This window comes from Streptomyces sp. NPDC054770 (assembly GCF_053611985.1).
Window position 1 is genome coordinate 1 of record NZ_JBSHBL010000192.1, and the last position, 1,369, is coordinate 1,369.

Below are 1,369 nucleotides of genomic sequence, written 5' to 3' on the forward strand. Positions count from 1 at the left end.
GAGCCACGGCCCGAAGACGGCGCCGAAGCGGCCCATGCCGGAGGTCCAGCCGACGGCGGTGGCGCGGTTGTCCGGGGTGGAGCGGATGGAGACGGTCGCGTAGATCATCGTCTGGGCGCTGTTGAGGAAGACACCGGTGAGGAAGACGACGAGAGTGGTCACGCCCATCGGCATGTGGACGCTGAGCAGGTAGACGCCGGCGGCGGTGAGGGCGAACCAGATCGCCGCGATGCGCGGGGCGCCGAACCGGTCGGCGGCCCGCCCGGCGACCAGCATGCCCACGATGCCGCCGAGGTTGAAGACGACGACGAAGGTCAGGGCGTTGGCGAGCTCGTAGCCCTCGGTGCGCATCAGGGTCGGCAGCCAGGTGGCGACGCCGTACACCAGCAGCAGACCGCCGAAGGAGGCCAGCCAGTAGAGCAGGGTCTGGAGCCACTCGCCGCCGCGGAAGAGGCCGAGCAGCGCGTCCCAGCGGTCGGCGGTCGTCTTCTTGGCGGCGACGGCGGGCACTTCGACCTCGTAGCGGTCGGCCAGGGTGGTGGCCTCCTCGGTGCGGCCCTTGGCGACCAGGAAGCTCAGCGACTCGGGCAGGAACTTCAGCAGGACGGGGACGAAGAGCAGCGGGAGCACGCAGACCCAGAAGGCGGAGCGCCAGCCGAACGGTTCGACCAGCCACTTGGCGACGTAGGCGGAGAGGATGCCGCCCGCGTGGTGGGCGGTCATCAGCACGCCGATGGTGATCGCGATCCGGCCGCCCCTGGCGTAGTCGGAGACCATGCTGATCGCGGTCGGCAGCAGCCCGCCGAGGCCGACGCCGGCCAGGGTGCGGCCGAGGCCGAAGACCGCGAGGCTGCCGGAGATCGCACAGATGCCGGAGGCGAGCGAGAACAGCGTGACGCAGGCGATCATCAGCTGCTTGCGGCCGATCCGGTCCGCGACCGTGCCCGCGGTGAGGGCGCCCACCAGCATGCCGAAGGTGGCGTAGGAGCCGAGGTCGCCTGCCTTGTCCGGCGTGATGCCGAAGGTCTTGGTCTCCAGCAGGTGGGGCAGCACCGAGCCGTAGATGAACATGTCGAGGCCGTCGAAGAGCACGGCCAGCCAGCACAGGCCGACGACCAGCTGGGCCAGTTTGCCGCCGCGGGCGGACAGGGCGGTTGAGGAGGACATCTTTGTTTTCCTCTCGTCCAGGATGCGTTCCCTGGAGGGGAAGCGGTAGAGGGGGTCGAGGCGGCTCGTGCGGCTGACCCGTGGTGCGTAGACGCTAAGGATTGACCGGCAAAAACGTCAACACTTTTGTCAACAATCACAGCAACAATCCGGATACCCCCAGGTGGCACAGGGGGTGGGGGCCGCGGGCAGGCGCGGGGCC

The 1,369-nt window shown here is 69.3% G+C and carries 1 protein-coding gene; it reads right to left on the minus strand.

Annotated features, from left to right (window positions below; translation table 11 throughout):
- Positions 1-1,167, minus strand: a 1,167-nt coding sequence (locus ACWGKQ_RS52150) for an MFS transporter (RefSeq protein ID WP_453299177.1), incomplete at its 3' end; no start/stop codon positions are given.
- Positions 1,168-1,369 lie beyond the last annotated feature (202 nt).